The organism is Helicobacter sp. MIT 00-7814 (assembly GCF_003364115.1).
GTDB lineage: Bacteria > Campylobacterota > Campylobacteria > Campylobacterales > Helicobacteraceae > Helicobacter_F.
In genome coordinates, this window is the sequence record NZ_NXLL01000007.1 from 16,851 (window position 1) to 30,880 (window position 14,030).

17 protein-coding genes are annotated in these 14,030 nt (G+C 41.2%); 9 read left to right on the forward strand and 8 right to left on the reverse strand.

Going from position 1 to position 14,030, the window contains the following annotated elements:
- The first annotated feature begins 1 nt into the window (after position 1).
- From CQA49_RS03225 to CQA49_RS03240, 4 genes are all read left to right on the forward strand, one after another.
- On the forward strand, positions 2 to 781 hold the full coding sequence (locus CQA49_RS03225; RefSeq protein ID WP_115574533.1) for an ABC transporter permease: 780 nt from the start codon (positions 2 to 4) through the stop codon (positions 779 to 781).
- Complete coding sequence (locus CQA49_RS03230) at positions 781 to 1,545, forward strand: ABC transporter ATP-binding protein (RefSeq protein WP_181882597.1); 765 nt, start codon at positions 781 to 783, stop codon at positions 1,543 to 1,545. Before CQA49_RS03225 ends, CQA49_RS03230 begins: the two co-directional genes overlap by 1 nt.
- Positions 1,546 to 1,713: 168 nt before the next feature.
- Positions 1,714 to 2,253 (forward strand): OsmC family protein, encoded by a 540-nt coding sequence (locus CQA49_RS03235; RefSeq protein ID WP_115574535.1) that lies wholly within the window; start codon positions 1,714 to 1,716, stop codon positions 2,251 to 2,253.
- Entirely contained in the window at positions 2,253 to 3,323 is a 1,071-nt protein-coding gene (locus CQA49_RS03240) for an acyl-CoA dehydrogenase family protein (RefSeq protein ID WP_115574536.1), read from the forward strand. The genes CQA49_RS03235 and CQA49_RS03240 overlap by 1 nt, the downstream gene beginning before the upstream one ends.
- A 169-nt stretch (positions 3,324 to 3,492) precedes the next feature.
- Here the strand turns inward: CQA49_RS03240 and CQA49_RS03245 are convergent, their stop codons facing one another.
- The 8 genes from CQA49_RS03245 to CQA49_RS03280 form a co-directional block, all read right to left on the reverse strand.
- On the reverse strand, positions 3,493 to 4,194 hold the full coding sequence (locus CQA49_RS03245) for an ion transporter (protein ID WP_115574537.1): 702 nt from the start codon (positions 4,192 to 4,194) through the stop codon (positions 3,493 to 3,495).
- 8 nt (positions 4,195 to 4,202) lie between these two features.
- Positions 4,203 to 4,562: a hypothetical protein gene (locus CQA49_RS03250; protein WP_115574538.1), complete on the reverse strand. Its 360-nt coding sequence runs from the start codon at positions 4,560 to 4,562 to the stop codon at positions 4,203 to 4,205.
- Between the two features lie 36 nt (positions 4,563 to 4,598).
- A complete protein-coding gene (locus CQA49_RS03255; protein ID WP_115574539.1) occupies positions 4,599 to 5,261 on the reverse strand; it encodes a hypothetical protein in 663 nt (220 codons plus the stop codon).
- On the reverse strand, positions 5,248 to 5,754 hold the full coding sequence (locus tag CQA49_RS03260) for a hypothetical protein (RefSeq protein ID WP_115574540.1): 507 nt from the start codon (positions 5,752 to 5,754) through the stop codon (positions 5,248 to 5,250). The genes CQA49_RS03255 and CQA49_RS03260 overlap by 14 nt, the downstream gene beginning before the upstream one ends.
- Positions 5,755 to 5,777: 23 nt before the next feature.
- On the reverse strand, positions 5,778 to 6,977 hold the full coding sequence (locus CQA49_RS03265) for a hypothetical protein (protein ID WP_115574541.1): 1,200 nt from the start codon (positions 6,975 to 6,977) through the stop codon (positions 5,778 to 5,780).
- 16 nt (positions 6,978 to 6,993) lie between these two features.
- Positions 6,994 to 8,859 (reverse strand): BspA family leucine-rich repeat surface protein, encoded by a 1,866-nt coding sequence (locus tag CQA49_RS03270; protein WP_115574542.1) that lies wholly within the window; start codon positions 8,857 to 8,859, stop codon positions 6,994 to 6,996.
- A gap of 3 nt (positions 8,860 to 8,862) precedes the next feature.
- Positions 8,863 to 9,489 carry a hypothetical protein gene (locus CQA49_RS03275; RefSeq protein WP_220271720.1) on the reverse strand — a complete coding sequence of 209 codons (627 nt, stop codon included), beginning with the start codon at positions 9,487 to 9,489 and terminating at the stop codon, positions 8,863 to 8,865.
- Positions 9,490 to 9,733: 244 nt separating this feature from the next.
- Complete coding sequence (locus tag CQA49_RS03280) at positions 9,734 to 10,627, reverse strand: ferritin-like domain-containing protein (RefSeq protein WP_115574544.1); 894 nt, start codon at positions 10,625 to 10,627, stop codon at positions 9,734 to 9,736.
- Between the two features lie 67 nt (positions 10,628 to 10,694).
- Here CQA49_RS03280 and CQA49_RS03285 point away from each other — a divergent pair, with 67 nt between their 5' ends.
- From CQA49_RS03285 to CQA49_RS03305, 5 genes are all read left to right on the forward strand, one after another.
- Entirely contained in the window at positions 10,695 to 11,000 is a 306-nt protein-coding gene (locus tag CQA49_RS03285) for a hypothetical protein (protein ID WP_115574545.1), read from the forward strand.
- 35 nt (positions 11,001 to 11,035) lie between these two features.
- Positions 11,036 to 11,632: a class I SAM-dependent methyltransferase gene (locus CQA49_RS03290; RefSeq protein WP_115574546.1), complete on the forward strand. Its 597-nt coding sequence runs from the start codon at positions 11,036 to 11,038 to the stop codon at positions 11,630 to 11,632.
- Between the two features lie 64 nt (positions 11,633 to 11,696).
- On the forward strand, positions 11,697 to 12,053 hold the full coding sequence (locus tag CQA49_RS03295) for a rhodanese-like domain-containing protein (RefSeq protein WP_115574547.1): 357 nt from the start codon (positions 11,697 to 11,699) through the stop codon (positions 12,051 to 12,053).
- A gap of 54 nt (positions 12,054 to 12,107) precedes the next feature.
- A complete protein-coding gene (locus CQA49_RS03300) occupies positions 12,108 to 12,398 on the forward strand; it encodes a YggT family protein (RefSeq protein ID WP_115574548.1) in 291 nt (96 codons plus the stop codon).
- Position 12,399: 1 nt separating this feature from the next.
- A complete protein-coding gene (locus CQA49_RS03305; RefSeq protein WP_115574549.1) occupies positions 12,400 to 14,025 on the forward strand; it encodes a lytic transglycosylase domain-containing protein in 1,626 nt (541 codons plus the stop codon).
- Positions 14,026 to 14,030 lie beyond the last annotated feature (5 nt).

Consider the following 14,030-nt stretch of genomic DNA (forward strand, 5'->3'; position numbering starts at 1 on the left):
AATGAAAAAAACTGCATGGAAAAATATTTATTGGCGCATTGGTTCAATCGCGCTTTTTGGGGCGTTTTTGATTTTGTGGGAATTTTTAAGCAAAGATTCTTATGAGCTTAATCCTCAAAGTGCGATTCCGCCTGTGAGTGTGGTGTTTGCAAAGTTTTTGGAATTGCTAAGTGAAGGTGTTTTGCTTAGCGCGATTGCGGATTCTTTGGGGCGATTTTTCTTAGGGCTTTTCATTGGTGGCGCGCTAGGAAGTGCTTTGGGGCTGATTTTAGGGCGCTTTGAAAAGGTGGAGATTTTGCTTGAGCCTTTCATTCAGCTTTTTCGTCCTATTTCGCCTATTGCGTGGCTTCCTATTATCGCGCTGTGGCTTGGCATTGGCAATGCGGGCGCGGTATTTATCATCGCGTATGCGGTGTTTTTCCCGGTTTTGGCACTTTGTATCGCGGGCGTGAGGCAGATTAACCCCACACTTTTGGCGATGGCAAAAAACTTTGGCGCAAAAGAATGGCAAATCACAAAAGACATTATTTTGCCCGGCGCTTTCGTGCATATCGCAAGTGGGCTAAAGCTCGCAGCTTCTGTGGCGTGGATCCAGCTTGTCGCAGCAGAAATGCTAGGCATTCAAAGCGGGCTAGGCTACCTTGTGGCTGATGGACGCAATTTGCTAGAAACAGACATGGTTATCGTGGCGATGATTTGGATAGGGATTTTAGGCTATGGAATCTACCTGCTCTTTGGCGCGATAGAATATGCAATCTTAAAAATACTAGGGGTGCGATGATGAGCGCGATTATACAAATAAATGATTGTTCAAAAAGCTTTGGCGCCCAAAAGGTGCTAGATTCTATCAATTTAGATATACAAAAGGGCGAGTTTATCACGCTTCTTGGGGCAAGTGGTTGCGGGAAAAGCACGTTACTTAATCTCATTGGCGGGTTTGAGCGCTTTGATAGTGGGGAGATTATTATTGAAAATACACGCTACACAAAGCAATGCACGCCAAAAAGTTGTATAAAAATCTTTCAAGATTACGCGCTTTTGGAGTGGAAAAGCGCGCTTGAAAATGTGATGTTTGCCCTGCAAGCGCAAGGTGTGGAAAAAAAGCTAGCTAAAAAACGCGCGCAAGAGTATTTGGAGCTCACTCATTTACAAGGCTTTGAAAATCGCTACCCACGCGAACTAAGCGGCGGGCAAAAACAGCGCGTTGCTTTGGCGCGCGCTCTAAGCGTGCAACCAAAAATCTTGCTTCTTGATGAGCCTTTTTCCGCGCTTGATAATTTCACGCGCAATTCTTTGCAAGAGGAACTTTTGAAAATCTCAAAAGATCTTGGCACGACTTTTATTTTTGTCACGCATGACATTGAGGAGGCGATATTTTTGGGCTCGCGCGTGATTGTGCTTTCCCCCGTGCGCAAAAGCGTGATTGCTGATATTGAAGTAAATATCAATAAAACCGAGCGCAATAGCTTGGAGTTTTTAAACCTCAAGCGCGAGATTGCATGGCTTTTAAAAGCGCATAGATTCTCACTTGAATATGTGATTTAAGTAAGAATTAAAAGCGTGCTTTTGGCGCGCTTGCGCTTAGTTAAAATTTTTGAATTGTGGAGAATCTAGCGGAGATTCTCTAAACTTCAGAAATTTTTTAAATCTGTAAGATTTTAAGGAATTTCTGACGCCTTTAGTTAGGTGTAAGGAAAAATTTAAGGAGAAATTATGAGTAATCAAAAACCAGTAGCAACGAGCTGCACGAGATTAGATCCGATTGATAAGGCAGGATTAGAAGCTTTGATAAAAGATGGCAAGGCAAATCCAGATGTGATAAAAACGCTCAAATGTAAAACCGTCGCAGAGGGGCGTTTCCGCCATGCGAACTATATCCGCAACCTCCCAGCTTACATTGTCGATGAGCCACCAACCTTGCTTGGCGATGACACCGCGCCAAACCCTAGCGAAGCGGTGTTAGCAGCGCTTGGAAGCTGTTTGGCTGTGGGGATTCACGCAAATGCAATCGCGCAAGATATTGTCATCACAAAGCTTGAATTGGAATTGGAAGGTGATTTAAACATTACCGCTGTTTGGGGCACGGGCGATCTTTCAAAAGACAAACCGCTAGGCTTTACGCAGGTGCGTGTGAAAGTGATTTTAGAATCTAATGCCTCAAAACAAAAGCAAGATGAGCTCATCGCGCATGCGACGAAGTATTCCCCGGTGGCAAACACTATCTTGCGCGCGGTAGATTTGGATATACAATAATGTCCGCGCAGATAAACGCGCTAGATTCCGAGCTTTTGCAAAATGCGCTTGCGGGCTTAAAAAGCGAGCGTGCAAAAATCCACGCCGGAAGCTACCCTAGCGAGATTTTACACGCATTTGGCAAGGCTGGGCTGTATGAACCCTTTGCCAAAAACGGCGCAAAAGGCTTGCAAGAAGCGCTTCTTAGCGTGCAAAAAGTTTCAGAATCTTGCGGAAATAGTGGCTTTTGCGTGTGGTGTCATCAAGCGCTTTTGTGGTATTTACTAAACTCTGCGAATAAAACTAGCGCGCAAAAGGAGCTTTTCTCAAAGCTTGCAAGCGGGGAAATACTCGGTGGCACGGGGCTTTCAAATCCACTCAAAGCTTTTGTAGGCTTAGATAAAATGCGCCTAAGTGCAAAGCGCGTAGAGGGCGGATTTATCATCAATGGCACTTTAGCATGGGTGTCAAATCTAGCGCCCGGGCATTATTTTGCCTTTATCGCGGAGGTTGAAAATTCTAAGGATTCTCAACCATGTCCGCCAAAGCCCAAAGAATGCATTATGGCGCTGGCGTGCTGTGAGGGCGCGCTTAAACTAAAGCCAACCACGCCTTTTTGCGCGCTGGAGGGCTCGGGGACTTATGCCACGCAGTTTAGGGATTATTTTGTGAGTGAAAAAATGGTGCTAGCAAGCCCGGCAAGCGCGATGATTCCAAAGATTAACGCGGGGTTTGTGCTGCTACAATGTGGCATGGGGCTAGGTATGAGTGAAGGCGCGATAAGGGCGATGCAAAGAAACTGCCACAATAAAGCGCGCGTGCAAACGCTCTGTGCGCAAAAAGAAAAGTTAGAGCAAAGAGTGGCGAAAATCGCGCAAAACCCTTACGCAAAAGGTGCTTTTAGTGCGTCATTGCGCGCGAAGCTTGCAATTATCAAGCTTTTAAATGAGCTAGTCACTCTTTGTGTTTTGCAAAATGGCGCTAGCGGGTATTTCCAAGGCGCGTATGCGAGCAAACTTCTTTTGGAATCTGCATTTTTTGGGATTGTAAGCCCAAGCCAAGGGCATATACAAAAGATTTTGGAAGCTTAGTCCTTGTGTCACTTGTGCGGGGTTTTGTCCGCACAAGTTCCGATCCTATTCCTTCAATTAGTATCGTCTGCGTGGAAACGAATCGCACTTCGCCTCCGCTTCGCGCGCATACTCTATCTTTTTTAATTAATGAGATTGTGAGATTCTATCGCCTTAGCTTAAAATCCACTTATTTGCGCTTTTTGATTTCTGCGATACTTTCTACCACCACGCCCACGATGAGATTTAGCACGATAAAATTTGTAATGCAAATAAAGCTCACAAACACTGCCCACGCCCAATGATATTCCGCCATTACCGGGCGCACGATTCCCATCGACCAAGATTCTAGCGTCATTATTTGGAATAGCGTATAAAAGCTCTCCCCCAGACTTCCAAACCAATCCGGGAACTTCTCGCCAAAAAGATTCACACACAAAACCCCATAAGTGTAGTAAAACACCACAAGAAGCGCGAGAATCCCAAGCATTGAAGGCAGAGTATTTAGCATAGCAGAAGAGATAAGGCGCATTGATGGGATAACGCTAAGCAAGCGGAAAACTCGTATCACGCGCAATGCTCTAAGCACAGATATACCATTGCCCGCCGCCACGCTCACAATGACGATAATAAAATCAAACCAATTCCACCCGCTCTCTTTGCCTATGAAAAATCTAAATCCATACGCCATTATGCGCGCCAAAATTTCTACTACAAAAATCACCAAACATACACTATCAACGCCGCTAAGCACCGCACCAAAGCGCGCGCTTACAGGCTGTATCGTATCAAGCCCCAAAGTAAGCGCGTTTAAAAGAATTATGCTAGTGATAAAAATACTCCACTTAGTGGATTCCAATATGCGTCTAAGCCATGAAAAACACTCAAGCATAAAGCCCCCTAGTTTTGTATCGCTACTATTATGAAAAACACCACGACTACTAGCGCGATGATTTTGCCAATTTTCGTGGATAGGATTTTGCCAAGGATATTGCCTAGTATTTCTCCGCCTGCCATTCCTGCGCTAAACGCATCGGGATTAGATTTTCTTGCGTTAAGCAGTTTTGTTGTGGTGCCATCGTTAAAAGTGATAAGCAAGATTCCACCATCTGAATCAAATCTACTTCTGCTTATCTCTCGTCTGCCGCTTTCGTCCATATAAGAGTAGCTAGCGACTTTTTCATAAACGCGCTGTGAGCCGTTTCCTTGAGTTATGATGAGTTTTGAGCCTTGTTGTGTGATATTTTTTATTGTTGCCATTGTTTGTTCCTTTCAAATGTGGCGTATCAAGTGGGATTATTGAAATTTATACAAAAGGATTTTGTCCTGCATTTGGTTGTAAGATTCTATGTCGCCGAGCTGGAAATACATTTTTGCTAGCTCTTGGAGTTGCTCTATATTTGGCGCAGTTTGAGCTGTATTTTGGCTAGCTCCATTTTGACTATTTGGCGCGTTTTTATCCAAATCTTTTTCTATATCCTTTAGCACTTGCAAGGCTTTGGCAGTATCGATTGTTTGTGTTTCATCTTGCGTGCCTTGTGTGGAATCTAGCCCATCTAATTTAGAATCTAGCCCGCTTTTATCTTGCGCTTTTTGCGTTTCTTTGGCATAGATTTTGGTTAGATTCTGCTTTGGTAGCAAGGATATGAGCGCATTTTTATCTTTTGTGAGATCATTTTGAAGCTGTGAGATTCTGATACTTTCTAGCTTTGGATCGTTTTGCTTGAGGTGCGCTAGGAGTTGCGATCGCGCATAGATTCGCGCGCGTGCTTGTCCTTTGGCGTCAGCCTTATCCACAATAGGCGTGCAAATCACAAAATATTCCTGCCCCTCCAATGCTTGCTCTAATACCTTAGAATCCTTGCCCTCACATATTTGCTTAGCCTTTTCAAGTGGCGCGCCTTGCAATATCGCTACTTGCGCGCAAAGTAAAAGCGTGCAAATCCTAGAAGTCTTCATATTTTTTGCTTGGCTTTTTTGGTTTCGCGTCACGATTCCAGCCTAGTGTCACGCGCACGACTTTTGAGCTTTTATTTACCTGCGCTTTTATCGTTACGACATTTTTGAGTATGGCTTGAGATTGTGAGCTGATATTTTGCGTGAGCGTATCGACATCTTTTTTGCTGACACTTGCTTCGCCTTCAGAGCTTTGCTCGCTTAGGATTTTGCTTAGTTGTTCTTGGGACTCTTGAGATTTGATATCCTCGCTTAGGTATTTGCTGATATAGGCTTTGGCGGATAGCTCGGCTTTGGTGGTGGCTTGGCGTATATCTTTGGCATCACCAAAGTGATAGCTTGCCTCGCCGATAGAGATGATACGCGTGATTTCTTTAGTCTGCGGGTTTATGACGATTTCATTTCTTTGCACACCTAGCGTTTGCATATCTTCAAAGTCATCAGCGAGCCCTACGCTCACACAGCATATTAAAAGTAAAGAAAGAAGTTTTTTCATGGTTTTGTCTCCTTGAGTGTTTTTTATTGTTTTTTGAGCGAAAATGAAGCTTTTATTTCACTAAGCTTTTTTACCTCCTCTTGTGTGAGATAAACTACCACCATAATATCTGGCGCATCTACGAGGAATTTACCGCCATAAGGCACTAGGAATCTATTTGGCTCATAGTTTCGTGCTGCGTTATATTCCTCCTCGCTAAACTTTTCCAATTTATGCTTATTTACATGAGCTACAGCATCATTTCCTTCTGCTGGATTCTCTTGAAAATAATTAGGAGTAAAAAATCTTTTTGCAGGTGGGAATTCTTTATTATTTGCATCAAAAAATCTCACCTGTAGTTTTCCATAGTCAAATTTATTTAACTCTGATTGCACATAGTTTTGAAACAAATCATTAATCCTTAGACTCCACAATACCTGCACTGCTGGCGCAAGGGTATAAAATCTCACAACGCTAGCACTGCGAATTCCGCCTATCCCAAAAAAGCTATAAGGAGCCCGACAGCCTCCATTGCTTTCACTCTCACTACTATCGCAAACCTGCCCTGCACTAGAGAGAAGCTTTTTCACACCTTCTAGGTAGCCCTTTTGATATTTGATGCTTAATGTAAGCACATAGGCTTTATATTTGGGATCTTTTGGCATTTTAAAGGTATAGCACCAATACACCTCATCGCGGCAATATTGATAAATCTCCGTAAGCTCTAATGGATCAAATTTCAAAATCTTTGTCTCCCATGCCTCGCCACTTTTTAGCGGCTCTATAACAGTAGCTTGGAATGCCTCTTGGAAGTTTTCTGCTTTTTTGTGGCTTTCATCGACATAGACTTTGAAAGTCCCAGAGTTCATATCTTTGACATCGACATTGAGATCTTTTAGCACGCCTACAAGCTTGCCATCTTCTATTTCTACTTGCGCTTTGACTTCATAGAGCCCATGCTGATTTTTATTAGCTGAAAGCTGTTTATAGTCCAGCACATACGCATTGCTAAAGCCGATTATTTTTTCATTGAGATTCTCATCTTCTAGCACTTGTTTGGTGCGGACGTATTCGCCCATAGATTCTCGCACGGCGTTGGCTATGGCATCTTTTTTAGCAGCTTCTACGCTTTCACCTATGCCAATAGATTCTGTCGTTATGCTAGCGTTGAGTCCTTGCAGAAAAACAAAGGCAAAAAGACAGGCGCATATTTGCGCGCGGAATGTTTGATAAATAGTTTTCATTAGCGCTCCTTAGCGATTATATGCGTCTTTTAAATTCTCTTACGCATGACTCGTTGCGACCACAGCGCTTGCATCGATAATAGTCTTTTTCTTCACCAACTTTGTAGCTTACTCTTCTATAACTACCATCGCTTTGCTTCTCATCTTGGGTGATAATATTTTCACTCAATAACTCCGTCTTTACGAGTTTCCAGCAAAAATAGTTTCCACAGGATTCGCAGTAAGTATCACCTTTAATGCCGTAAAATACACCAACTATAGAAAGCACGATTAAAATCGCCCAAATGGTGAAAAATAATTCTTCTGAATATGCAACTCCAAAATATTTTAAAATTGCAACAATAAGCAATGTAAGGAAAAACCCAACTAAACCGCCTACGAGGATACCTCCTCCCAAAAATGACACGAGTATAGTGCCAAACCTAGTAGAAGTGCGATACTTCCAATCTATTTTTTTAGTATTAGCGCGCTGTTTTTTCATTCGTGCTTCTTTTTTGTATTCTGGGGAGCTTATGTCATCTTGCTTGAAGCTTGTCGCACCTTCAAACATATTCTTCATACTCAAAACTTTGCTTACATTCCATTTATTAAGTGGTTGATTAAAGCTTGTCGCACCTGCAAACATATGTCCCATATTTATAACACTACTTACATTCCATTTATTAAGTGGTTGATTAAAGCTTGCCGCATCCGAAAACATAAGAGACATATGTGCAACATTGCTTGTATCCCAATTATTAAGTGGTTGGTTGAAGCTTTTGGCGCGCTTAAACATACCAGTCATACCTGTAACACTACTTACATTCCATTTATTAAGTGGTTGATTGAAATTTTCCACACCTGAAAACATAAGCCCCATATCTGTAACACTACTTACATCCCATTTATCAAGTGGTTGATTAAAGCTTGTCGCACCTGCAAACATACACTGCATATCTGTAACACTACTTACATTCCAATTATTAAGCGGTTGATTGAAGCTTTTGGCACTCATAAACATACTATTCATATCTGTAACACTACTTACATCCCAATTATCAAGTGGTTGATTGAAATATTCTGCATTCTCAAACATACTACTCATATCTGTAACATTACTTACATCCCAAGTCTCTATACCGCTAAAGTCCTTGCGCTTGCTCTCTTTGAAAAGCTCGCTCATATTAGTGATAGCGCTTGTATCAATATCTGCTAATGAGACATCTTCATCAAAAGCTAAAACTTTTAATACTATAGGGCTAGTTGGCTTATATTTTCCATTAATTTTTTGAAACCCTTTATTAAACCAGCTAGGGAGGCTCTGCATACCGCTAGATTCAAACATATCTTTTGCAGATATTGCTTTAACATTCCAGCTTTCAAGATTTTGATTGAAGTTTGTAGCATCCTTAAATATAAGAGCCATATCCATAACTTTGCTTACATTCCATTTATCAAGTGGTTGGTTAAAGCTTGTTGCACTCATAAATATACCTCTAATTTCTGCAACATTGCTTGTATTCCAATTGTTAAGTGGCTGGTTAAAGCTCGTTGCATGCGCAAACATACCTTTCATATTTGTAACATTACTTATATCCCAAGAATTAAGCGGCTGATTAAAGCTTTTCGCATCTGCAAACATAAGAGACATATCTGTAACACTACTTACATCCCAAGAATCAAGTGGTTGGTTAAAGCTTGTTGTACCCGCAAACATAAACTTCATATTTGTAACATTACTTACATCCCAAGTCTCTATACCGCTAAAGTCCTTGCGCTTGCTCTCTTTGAAAAGTTCGCTCATATCAGTGATAGCACTTGTATCAATATCTCCTAAGTAGATACTTTCATCATTAACTAGATTTTGTAGTTCTTCTTTTGAGGTGGGTTTGTATTTTGCCATGTTTTATCCTTTGTTATAAACTTTGCATTTTTCTTTATTTGCTTTGACATAATCGATAAAGTTTTGCACATCCTCTGCCTCTGTAATTTCGCCATAGCAAGTTTGCCTCTCTGGGAGATTTGGGCGGATATTTTCAGGGATGCTAAGCGCATTTTTAGGGCCAAAGTAGTAAAACTCCTCGCACACTAGCACAAAAAGTGATTTCAAATCATGTGTTTTATCATCATCATGTGATTGACATCCCGCATTATTATGTGAGCAATCTGAACCTGCTTCACCATTTGAAGGGTGATTTTTATTTGGAAAAACTTTAAAGCCTTGTGGTTCGTCTGCGCTAGGCTCATAAATATTATCACCTTGCGTGTTGGTGGCATCCGGGCGCTTTTGTGGGTAAGATTCCCAATACTCGGCAAAAGTTAGCCTTTTGGTGATTTTGGCTAGGTAGATGAGCTTTTCTTTTCCTATTTCTGAGCCATCAAGTGTTTTGGAGCTAAAGCCCGCTATCCACTCGCCAACTTTCGCCACCTCTCTAATATATGGCTTGCAAGTAGCAAGAGTAAGCACGCCAAAATCATAATTTGGCGCAAATCCACTATCTACGGTCATTTTATATGAACGAAGTAAGGACACAGAACCTCCTAATTTATAAAATTAGCAAAAAAGAAGTCGCATTATGCCCCCCCCCCTTATTAAACTTTACTTAAAAAAGCAAAACACAAGAGAATTTTTTTTAAAAAAATGTAGTTTTAGATTTTTGGGAGATTTTTAGAAGTTTGGAATTGTGTGGGGAAAAATAAATTTAAAAAAAGGGATTAGTTCTTTTTCACTATTTTTTTTTACTATTTTAGGAATTTATGAAGCAAAAATTATTTTTTCATCTGTTCGTCATATATTTTGCATTGAGATTTTCCAAAGCTTGCAATTCCTCTTTGCTAAATCCAGCCTTTAGGCGCTCTTGTGAGTTTAGCACCTTGCCACAAAGTTTGAAACGCCAAAAGTCCTCACATAGCGTGCTAAAGGCATCAGCTTGCGCGCTTTGCGTGCAAATCCCCTCATTTTGCAAGGCGTATTTCCACCATTTATCGCCCTTTCCCACATGTCCGACTTCATCGCGTAAGATGATATGAAACACCTCTTTTATTTTTGAGTGTATCGGCAGGGGCGTTTGCGTAAGCTTTGCTAGCACGAAAGGATTTGCGTCCAAGCCCTTTGCCTCTAAGCCCCTATGCACCACGCCCATACGGATTTTTAGACTTCCTTCACTCGCACTTAGCGCATCAAACAGCCCATCATGCACGCTAAAATCCCCATATTTGTAGCCAATCTCATTTAGTAGCCCTTCCAAAAGCTCAAAATGCGCTATCTCCTCGCTCGCCACCTCCAGCCAATCAGCGTAAAACTCCAAAGGCATATCCTTAAACCTATACGCCGCATCAAGGGCTAGGATAATCGCGCTAGATTCTATATGCGCTACGGAATGCAGGATTTTCGCGCTTTGCTGGGGCGTGGTGGCGTGCTTTGGACGGCGGATTTTTAGCGGACTTAGGATTTTGGCTTTGCAAAGTTTGAGCGCACCAAAATCCTTGCTCGGAAGTGAATCTGTCGTGCTAAAGGTCTGGGATTTGCGGCTAGATTCTCTAAATTTGGAATCTAAAAGAATCTTGCCCTGTTTAAAATCCTCATAAAAATGCGAAAAACCCTCTTTCAGCGCACCAAAATCGCTTACATTGAGAATCTTATAAAGTGTGTCAAAAAAATCTTTTTTCATAAAAGCTATTGTAGCAAAGCAAAAATTTATTACAATAGCGAGTTTAAATTAAATTTTAGGAGGTTGCATGCAGTGTAAAATTTGCAAACAAGAAACACAAGTCGCTTTTAATGCGAAAATTTTGGGGTGCTATGATGAGCCATTTTATAAGTGCGCGCATTGCGGATTTTTGAGCTCTGGCGAGGCGCATTGGTTAGATGAGGCGTATAAAGAAGCAATTAATCTTTCAGACACAGGCATAGTTGCGCGGAATCTGCATTTGTATAAAATTGTTGCGTGTGTGGCGTATTTTTTCTTTGGTTTTAGAAATACGCTTAGCGGGGGGGGGGGCAAAATACCACTTCACAAGATTCTCAAAATAAACATTCTCTAAAAAATCCTCACACAACACAAACTTCCAAACAAAAAATTTTACTAGATTTTGGCGGTGGCACAGGATTGCTTGTGCGATTATTGCGCGATAGCGGGATTGAAGCATTTTGGGAGGATAAATATTGTCAGAATCTTTTTGCGCGGGGCTTTGAGTGGGAAAGTGGGAATCCGCGATTGCGTGGGCTAGATTCTGTATTTACCCAAGAAAAATTATCAAAACAAGCCAAAATGCCAACGCCAGAGCTTGCTACAAGTTTTGAAGTGTTCGAGCATTTGCCAAATCCGCTTGAAGAGATAGAATCTATGCTTTCATGTGCGCCAAATTTACTCTTTTCTACCGAGCTTTTACCCTCATTTATTCCAAAATCTAGCGGGCAAAATGCGTGGTGGTATTATGGTTTTGCACATGGACAGCATATCAGCTTTTATTCTCGTGAGAGTTTGGAATTTATCGCTAAGAAAAGAGGTTTATATTTTTACTCTTATGGTGATTTGCATCTTTTTACTACCAAAAAGATTAATCCGCTTGCTTTTAAGCTTGTGATAAAACTTGCAGGAAGGGGATTGTTTTTGTGGGTGAAAAAAAGATTAGGAAGTAAGACAATGAGCGATCATCTCGCACTTTTGGGCTAGTTTTAATCAATTAATCTACTTAAGCTATAATCCGCACTCTGCTAGCCAAAATTAAAGGATTGCTATGTCTGAAACTTCTTTTAAAGGGAAAAATAATCCTTCACTTGCTAATCCAATCTATCCGCAGGATATCGCGCAGGGGCGACTTTCAGAGTTCAAAGTCTTTGATATCCGCGATAAAAGCGATTATGACTTCGCGCATGTTAGAGAATCTCGCAATTTTTCAAACGCGCAAGATATCTATCAATATGCGCTTCAAAATAAGAATGCAAAAATCCTTCTTGTGTGCTACAGCGGGCATACAGCAAGTGTGCTAGGGACGCATTTAGTGGAGGCGGGGTGTGAGAATATCTATTATTTTGATGACTATTTCACGCATTTTGAGCTTTTGGGACTTTTGAATACGCAACAAGAAAGCTAAAAAAGCAAAGTCAAAAAGAGGGCGTAAAATGTGGAGCGAAATAAGGAGGGTTCAATGCTAGCGGTGTTTTTAGAATCTCTTGTGAGTGTGATAAATATCGCGCTTAATTTGTATATTTTTGTGCTTATTGCCGCGGTGCTAGTGAGCTGGGTGCGCCCTGATCCTTATAATCCAATCGTGCAAGTGCTTTATCGCCTAAGCGAGCCGCTTTTTTCGCGTGTGCGTAGGCTTATGCGGACAAATTTTGGCGGGCTTGATTTAGCGCCGCTTATTGTGATTTTGGCGTTAGAATTTATCAATATTTTGCTTTCAAAAAGCGTGCCTTACATACTTCAAAGGCTCTAGTTTGCTAAGAATCTTACTTTTTATCTTTGCGCTTTACTCTTTTGCTTTTAGCATTGATATTACGCTTGAATTTTTAGAATCTAAGCCCAAAGGTTTGGCGCGCGATTTTTACATTTGGCGTTTTTTGAGCGATGAAAAGACAAATTTACAAGATGCACTCAAAGCCTATGAGCTAATTTTTCGCAAAAATGCAAAGCTCACAGCCTTAATGGAAAAAAAGGGCATGCCCCATGAGTTGCCAAAAGATTTGCTTTGCAAAAAGCTTGATTTTGACGCGCTACTTTCGCAAGATATAGAGTGCATTAGCTTTGGTTTGCGACTTTCGCAGATTCCAAGCCTTGAGGCGCAAAGGTTGCAAAAACTGCAAGCTGTGATTGCGCCAAATGAAAATCTTAGCAAAAAAGTGAGAATCTTAAGCTCAAAAGCAATCCTTACAAATATGCTTACAAGCGATGCGAAGACTTTCGCGCAGATTTTTAATGCGTTGAGTGAAAATCAAAAAGCCACGATTATTAATCAAAACATCAAGCCCCAACGACTGAAAGCCCTTGCAGAAGAGCAGAGCGCGGATTTTGATAAGATTATCCAAAATGCCATTCTTTCAGATTCTTTGCCAAAGTTCAAAAAATCCCTACTAAACGCGCACATAAAAAAGGCTAATAGCGGTTATACGCTGTTTTTGCTCGGAATCCACGAGCTTTTGGCAAATAATAAAACAAATGCGCTTGAGTATTTCACCCTCGCCCAAAGTGCGAGCAAAGATCCGCTTTTTATTAATAAAGCGCTTTTTTGGCGTTATCTCATTTCGCAGAATAAAGCGCTTTTAAGCGAGCTTGCAAAAAGCACAAATATCGATATTTACACGCTTTATGCACTTGAAAAGCTCAATGTCGCGCCAAATTACACAATTTTGAGCGATTTTGAGAATCTTAAAAGTGAGCCAGCACCTTTTGATATTTCAGATCCTTTTCAGTGGGAGATTTTGCGCGCAAATTTGCTGAAAGTTTCAGATTCTAACAATTTGCTTGAGCTTTTAGATGAGTTTGGTTTTGAAGGCTTACAACCCCATCTTGCCTTTATCCACGCGCGCGCGACGAAGTTTCAGAATCACTATTTTTTAACGCCCTTTAGCGATGCGCTTAGCTGGAGGGATACAAATCAAAAAGCCCTAACTTACGCCATTGCAAGACAGGAATCCCACTTCTTGCCCGCGCTTATTTCGACTTCTTATGCGCTTGGGATGATGCAGATTATGCCCTTTAATGTCGCGCCTTTTGCCAAAAGTATGGGGAAACAAGACATTGAGCTAGAGGATATGTTTAATCCTGTGTTAGCGCTTGAATTTGGGAGATTCTATTTAGATGATTTGCAAAGGGAGTTTAAACATCCTTTGCTTGTTTCTTATGCGTATAATGGCGGTCCGGGATTTTTACGCCGCACGCTAAAAAAGGGGAATCTTTTCCTCAAAAAGCGCAAATTTGAGCCTTGGATCAGCATGGAGCTTATCCCGTATGAAGAATCACGCACTTATGGGCTAAAGGTTCTGGCAAATTATATTGTTTATCAAAGACTTTTTGGTAATAATATCCGCCTTGAAAATGTTATCAAACAGATTCCGTTGAAATAATCTTA

What these genes read in the sequence shown, in the direction of transcription:
- CQA49_RS03295 (WP_115574547.1), top strand. Translation starts at nt 11,697, where the DNA reads ATGTCTGAAACTTCTTTTAAAGGGAAAAATAATCCTTCACTTGCTAAT.
- CQA49_RS03265 (WP_115574541.1), bottom strand. Translation starts at nt 6,977, where the DNA reads ATGAAAACTATTTATCAAACATTCCGCGCGCAAATATGCGCCTGTCTT.
- CQA49_RS03255 (WP_115574539.1), bottom strand. Translation starts at nt 5,261, where the DNA reads ATGAAGACTTCTAGGATTTGCACGCTTTTACTTTGCGCGCAAGTAGCG.
- CQA49_RS03270 (WP_115574542.1), bottom strand. Translation starts at nt 8,859, where the DNA reads ATGGCAAAATACAAACCCACCTCAAAAGAAGAACTACAAAATCTAGTT.
- CQA49_RS03245 (WP_115574537.1), bottom strand. Translation starts at nt 4,194, where the DNA reads ATGCTTGAGTGTTTTTCATGGCTTAGACGCATATTGGAATCCACTAAG.
- CQA49_RS03260 (WP_115574540.1), bottom strand. Translation starts at nt 5,754, where the DNA reads ATGAAAAAACTTCTTTCTTTACTTTTAATATGCTGTGTGAGCGTAGGG.
- CQA49_RS03240 (WP_115574536.1), top strand. Translation starts at nt 2,253, where the DNA reads ATGTCCGCGCAGATAAACGCGCTAGATTCCGAGCTTTTGCAAAATGCG.
- CQA49_RS03235 (WP_115574535.1), top strand. Translation starts at nt 1,714, where the DNA reads ATGAGTAATCAAAAACCAGTAGCAACGAGCTGCACGAGATTAGATCCG.
- CQA49_RS03300 (WP_115574548.1), top strand. Translation starts at nt 12,108, where the DNA reads ATGCTAGCGGTGTTTTTAGAATCTCTTGTGAGTGTGATAAATATCGCG.
- CQA49_RS03230 (WP_181882597.1), top strand. Translation starts at nt 781, where the DNA reads ATGAGCGCGATTATACAAATAAATGATTGTTCAAAAAGCTTTGGCGCC.
- CQA49_RS03285 (WP_115574545.1), top strand. Translation starts at nt 10,695, where the DNA reads ATGCAGTGTAAAATTTGCAAACAAGAAACACAAGTCGCTTTTAATGCG.
- CQA49_RS03250 (WP_115574538.1), bottom strand. Translation starts at nt 4,562, where the DNA reads ATGGCAACAATAAAAAATATCACACAACAAGGCTCAAAACTCATCATA.
- CQA49_RS03225 (WP_115574533.1), top strand. Translation starts at nt 2, where the DNA reads ATGAAAAAAACTGCATGGAAAAATATTTATTGGCGCATTGGTTCAATC.
- CQA49_RS03280 (WP_115574544.1), bottom strand. Translation starts at nt 10,627, where the DNA reads ATGAAAAAAGATTTTTTTGACACACTTTATAAGATTCTCAATGTAAGC.